We start from the raw sequence: 4,777 nt of genomic DNA, 5'->3' as shown, positions 1-4,777 counted from the left end.
GCCCCGAACGGTATCGGCCCAGGAGGTCCGGATGTTCCTCCTGGCCCAAGCGGTCCGAACCGTCGCGGTGGCCCGGGGGGTCCCGAGGGTCCGAGCGGTCAGGATGGTCTGGGTTGTTTGGGTGGGTGTCGGACCAGAGGAGCATTTCGCCGCCGATCAGGCGGACGTTGGGCGGGGTGTCGTAATCCAGGTGGGCGGTCATGCGCATCTCTCCCGTTCGACGACCAGCAGGCCGCGGTGGTGGGTGACGCGGCGGCCGGTGTCCCAGCCGAACAGGGCGCGTAGTTCTTCCGGGCCGGTGATGTGGGCGAAGCCGAGTTCGTGGTCGGCGATGTCGCGGGCGATGCGGGCGTCGACCGAGAAGCCGTGCAGTTCCGGCCACTGCCGCAGGCGGCGGGACGTGCCGCCGTACTCGGGGCGCTCCTCCGCGAGGGTCATGGGGTCGCCGTAGACGGCGACCTCGCAGCCGACGGACGCGCCGTAGAAGATGGCGCTGGTGAGCCGGTTGGAGGCGACACGCCGGTGGCGGCGGAGTTCGGTGAGCTGGCGGCGGAGGAAGTCGCGGCCTTTGGCCTCCAACCGGGAACCCCGCTCCCCATGGCAGATCACCCGGAAGCCCGCCTTTTCGTACCATTTCCGGATTTCAGGGTTGCGGTATTCGAGCCAGTACAGGCACACCGTCACCGGCCCCGTCTCGACGCTTCTGATCTCGTCCACCAGCCGGGCGTGGTCGCCGTGTACGGCGTGCTTCTCCCAGCCGTGGAACGGGTACCAGATCGTGCCCTCGCGCACCGGCGTCCGGCCCAGATCAGGCTCCATCGTCAGCAGGTACGCCCACGGCGAGCCGATCACGTAGTGCCCGCGCCGCCCCATCGACCAGCCGCGCCGGGCCAGCGCCTGCGACCACACGAACCGCGGGTATCCCGGCGTGCACCAGCGGTCGTTCGGCGGGAACCCGTGCAGGTAGTTCCAGCCGTGCTGCACGAAGCCCCGGATGCGCGGAACATGGTGCTGCCCCCGGCTGATCCCACAGTATTTCGCGAATATCCGTGAATGCCCGTACCAATGATTGGACTCGTCCATCACTCCCCCAAGCGCGTGAACGGCGCTGCCACGCCGCCACGACCATGGCAGCCCGCCACTCGCGGCGCGGCGCCCTATACGCTTCCATTACCTTGAGGAGAAACGCACAGTAACCACCTTGTTGCGCATAGCAACACTAACCCAACCTCCGCCACGGAGCCCGCATCCGCAACGCGGCCGTTCCGCGTCGCCGAGTTGGCTACACTCCGTAGGCACATGAACGCCTAGAGGAATCGGGGTGAACGTCATGGATCCGGTGGAGCGGCTGCGCGGCGTCTTCACGCGCACGCTCGGCCTGCCCGAGGGCGCAGAGGTCGACGGGCTGGAGTACCGCTCGATCCCGCAGTGGGACTCGCTGGCCCACATGTCCCTGGTGGCGGCGATGGAGGACGAGTTCGACATCATGATCGACACGGACGACGTGCTCGACATGAGCTCGTTCGCCAAGGCCACCGCGCTGCTGGTCAAGCATGGCGTCCCCGTCCCGGCCCGCTGACCCCGCGCCGGGGCGGGTCGTTCTGGTCACCGGCTCCTCGCGCGGCATCGGCCGGGCGGTGGCCCGCGCGCTCGCCCTGGCCGGGCACACCGTCGTCGTGCACGGCCGCACGCAGGAGCCGGCCGAGGCGGCGGCGGCCGAGCTGGCCGCCCAGACCGGGGCCAAGCTCGACACGGTGCACGGCGACGTGGCCGACGCCGCCGCGGTGGAGCAGATCATGCGCGAGGTCCACCGGCGGCACCGGCGGCTGGACGGGCTGGTGGTCAACGCCGGGGTCCATGAGGCCGCGCTGCTCGGCATGCTGGGGGCCGCCGCCGTGGAGCGGTTGTTCCAGGTCAACGCCATGGGCGCGGCCCACACCCTCCAGGCGGCGGCCAAGCTGCTGCGTCGTGGGGCCGAGCCCGCGGCGGTGTTGCTGTCATCGGTGCTGGGCGTGCGGGGCGCGGCGGGCCAGGCGGTCTATTCGGCGACCAAGGCCGCCGTGATCGGGCTGACCCTGGCCGCCGCCAAGGAGCTGGGGCCGATCGGCGTGCGCGTCAACGCGGTCGCGCCCGGCTACATCGCCACCGACATGCTGGCCGGCCTGGACGACGCGGGCCGCGCGGAGGTCGCCCAGGCCACCGCGCTGCGCCGGCTCGGCACCCCCGAAGACGTGGCCGCCGCCGTGGCGTTCCTGCTGTCGCCCGCCGCGTCGTTCGTCACCGGCCAGGTGCTCGGCGTGGACGGCGGGGTGGTCGTGTGATCCACCGGCCCTGGGTCCCCCATCCCGACGCGCGGCTGATCGACGCGGCGAGCGGGGCCGAGCTGGCCGGGCGGGTGCTCTGGGACCGCATCGAGCAGGAGGCGGCGGAGCTGTCCGCGCTGCCGGACGGCGTGCTGTTCAGCCCCGCGCCGCCGAGCGTGCCCGCCGTGCTGCGCTACCTGGCCGCGCTCGCGTCCGAGCGCCCGGTCGCGCTGCTGGACCCGGCGATCCGCGCCGACGTACTGCTCGGCCTCATCGACCGATACGTCCCGGCGGTGGTCGCCGACCCGCCCGCCGGGTTGTCCGCCCCCGCCGGATACCGGGCCACGGGCGACCGCTGGACCCGCGCCGACGCGCCCGAGCCGCACCCCGACCTCGCGGTGCTGCTCACCACCTCCGGGTCCACCGGCAGCCCCAAGCTGGTCCGCCTGGCCAAGGACGCCGTGCTGGCCAACGCCGGGTCCGTGGCCCGCGCGCTCGGCCTGACCGGCGCCGACCTGTGGCCCACCACGCTGCCGCTGCACTACACCTACGGCCTGACCACCCTCAACTCCCACCTGGCGGCCGGGGCGGGCGTGCTGCTCACCGGCGAGGGCCTGCTCGACCGGGGCTTTTGGGCCGCGGCCGACGCCTTCGGGGCCACGTCGCTGGCCGCCGTGCCCTACCAGTTCGAGATGCTGCGCAGGCTGCGGTTCGACCCGGCCGCGCACCCGGCGCTGCGGATGATCACCCAGTCCGGCGCGCGGCTGCGCGCCGACCTGGTCGCCGACTTCGCCGCGCGGATGGCCCGCGGCGGCGGCCACCTGGTCAAGATGTACGGCATGACCGAGGCCCCGCGCATCGCGGTGCTGCCGCCCGAGCACTTGGCCGCCCGCCCCGGCTCGGTCGGCCGGGCGGTGCCCGGCGGCGCGCTGTCCATCGACGCCGCGCGCGGCGGGGAGGGCGAGATCGTCTATCGCGGGGCCAACGTGATGATGGGCTACGCCGAGAGCGCCGCCGACCTGGCCCGCGGCGACGACCTGGGCGGCGTGCTGCGCACCGGCGACCTCGGCCGCCTGGACGACGGCTTCCTCTACCTCACCGGCCGGCGGCGGCGCATCGGCAAGGTGTTCGGCGTGCGGGTCGGCCTGGACGACATCGAGGAGCTTTTGCGCGGCCACGGGCCGGTGGCGGCGGTGGCGGGCGATGACCGGGTGGTGGTGTTCGCCGAGGCGGCCACAGCGGCGGGCGGGCGGGAACTGGCGCTCACGCTGGCGGGGCGTACCGGGGTCCACTGGAGCGGGTTCGACGTGCGGGGCGTGCCCCGGCTGCCGCTGCTGGCCTCCGGCAAGATCGACTATCGGGCGCTGGAGGCGGAGCTGTGACGGTGTTCACGCTGCCGCAGGCGGTCAAGGAGGCCAGGCTGGTGCCGCAGCTGGCGGAGCTGACCGAGCGGCACCGGGCGGCCTGCCCGCCCTACCGGCGGGTGCTGGCGGCGCTGGGACACGCGCCGCCGTACGACTCGCTGGCGGCGCTGCCGTGGCTGCCGGTGCGGCTGTTCGCCACGCATGAGCTGAGGAGCGTGCCGGAGGAGGCGGTGTTCCGGGTGCTGACCTCGAGCGGCACCACGGGCGGGCCGCCGAGCCGGGTGTTCCTGGACCGCGCCGCCGCCGCCGCGCAGGCGCGGGCCCTGGCCGCGACGCTGCGCGCGGTGCTCGGCGAGCGGCGGATGCCGATGCTGTTGATCGACTCCCGGGCGGTGACGCGGGCGGCGGCGCTGAGCGCCCGCGGCGCGGGCGTCCTCGGCATGATGAACTTCGGCAGGGACCACACCTTCGCCCTCGACGACGACGGCGCGCCCGACCTCGACGCCGTCCGCGGTTTCCTGTCCCGGCACGCGGGCACGCCCTACCTGATCTTCGGGTTCACCTTCATGACCTGGCGGTACCTCTACCGGCCGGCCCGCGAGCACGGGCTCGACCTGTCCGGCGGGGTGCTGATCCACTCCGGCGGCTGGAAGAAGATGGCCGCCGAGGCCGTGGACAACGCGGTCTACCGGGAGAGGTTCGCCGCCGACACCGGCCTGACCCGCGTCCACGACTTCTACGGGATGGTCGAGCAGATCGGCACGATCTTCCTGGAGGGCCCCGATGCCAGCGGCCTGTACTGCCCCGGCTTCGCCGACGTGGTGATCCGCGACCCGGTGACCTGGCAGGAGGTCCCGCCGGGCACGCCCGGCCTGATCGAGGTGGTCAGCACGCTGCCCACGTCCTATCCCGGGCACGCCGTGCTGACCGAGGACATGGGCGTGGTCCACGGCGTGGACGACGGCGTGTGGCCGGGCAAGCGCTTTTCGGTCCTCGGCCGGCTGCCCCGCGCCGAGGCCCGCGGGTGCAGCGACACCTTCCGCGCGGCCGGCGAGGAGGCCGCGTGAGCGTGCGCCGCCTGTTCCCGCCCGGCCCCGAGCCGGGCGCGGA

General features: G+C 73.6%; 6 protein-coding genes. 4 read left to right on the top strand and 2 right to left on the bottom strand.

Annotation, left to right across the window (positions count from 1 at the left end; translation table 11 throughout):
• Window positions 1–202 (bottom strand): hypothetical protein (locus C1I98_RS44645; protein ID WP_233508457.1); only part of this gene is annotated, 202 nt, incomplete at its 3' end.
• A complete protein-coding gene (locus C1I98_RS35305; protein ID WP_111171654.1) occupies window positions 199–1,083 on the bottom strand; it encodes a hypothetical protein in 885 nt (294 codons plus the stop codon). The genes C1I98_RS35305 and C1I98_RS44645, both read right to left, overlap by 4 nt.
• Before the next feature lie 247 nt (window positions 1,084–1,330).
• Here C1I98_RS35305 and C1I98_RS35300 point away from each other — a divergent pair, with 247 nt between their 5' ends.
• The 4 genes from C1I98_RS35300 to C1I98_RS35285 are packed head-to-tail and all read left to right on the top strand — an operon-like array spanning window position 1,331 to window position 4,734.
• Window positions 1,331–1,579 carry an acyl carrier protein gene (locus C1I98_RS35300; RefSeq protein WP_111171656.1) on the top strand — a complete coding sequence of 83 codons (249 nt, stop codon included), beginning with the start codon at window positions 1,331–1,333 and terminating at the stop codon, window positions 1,577–1,579.
• Window positions 1,554–2,321 carry an SDR family NAD(P)-dependent oxidoreductase gene (locus C1I98_RS35295; protein ID WP_111171653.1) on the top strand — a complete coding sequence of 256 codons (768 nt, stop codon included), beginning with the start codon at window positions 1,554–1,556 and terminating at the stop codon, window positions 2,319–2,321. Before C1I98_RS35300 ends, C1I98_RS35295 begins: the two co-directional genes overlap by 26 nt.
• On the top strand, window positions 2,318–3,685 hold the full coding sequence (locus C1I98_RS35290) for an AMP-binding protein (protein ID WP_233508456.1): 1,368 nt from the start codon (window positions 2,318–2,320) through the stop codon (window positions 3,683–3,685). Before C1I98_RS35295 ends, C1I98_RS35290 begins: the two co-directional genes overlap by 4 nt.
• Window positions 3,682–4,734: a LuxE/PaaK family acyltransferase gene (locus C1I98_RS35285; RefSeq protein ID WP_111171652.1), complete on the top strand. Its 1,053-nt coding sequence runs from the start codon at window positions 3,682–3,684 to the stop codon at window positions 4,732–4,734. Before C1I98_RS35290 ends, C1I98_RS35285 begins: the two co-directional genes overlap by 4 nt.
• The last annotated feature ends 43 nt before the right edge of the window (window positions 4,735–4,777 follow it).

Source organism: Spongiactinospora gelatinilytica, from assembly GCF_003236385.1.
GTDB lineage: Bacteria > Actinomycetota > Actinomycetes > Streptosporangiales > Streptosporangiaceae > Spongiactinospora > Spongiactinospora gelatinilytica.
Note: the sequence above shows the minus strand (reverse complement) of the source record. Positions and strands in the feature narration are given on the sequence as shown.

What these genes read in the sequence shown, in the direction of transcription:
- C1I98_RS35300 (WP_111171656.1), top strand. Translation starts at nt 1,331, where the DNA reads ATGGATCCGGTGGAGCGGCTGCGCGGCGTCTTCACGCGCACGCTCGGC.
- C1I98_RS35305 (WP_111171654.1), bottom strand. Translation starts at nt 1,083, where the DNA reads ATGGACGAGTCCAATCATTGGTACGGGCATTCACGGATATTCGCGAAA.
- C1I98_RS35295 (WP_111171653.1), top strand. Translation starts at nt 1,554, where the DNA reads ATGGCGTCCCCGTCCCGGCCCGCTGACCCCGCGCCGGGGCGGGTCGTT.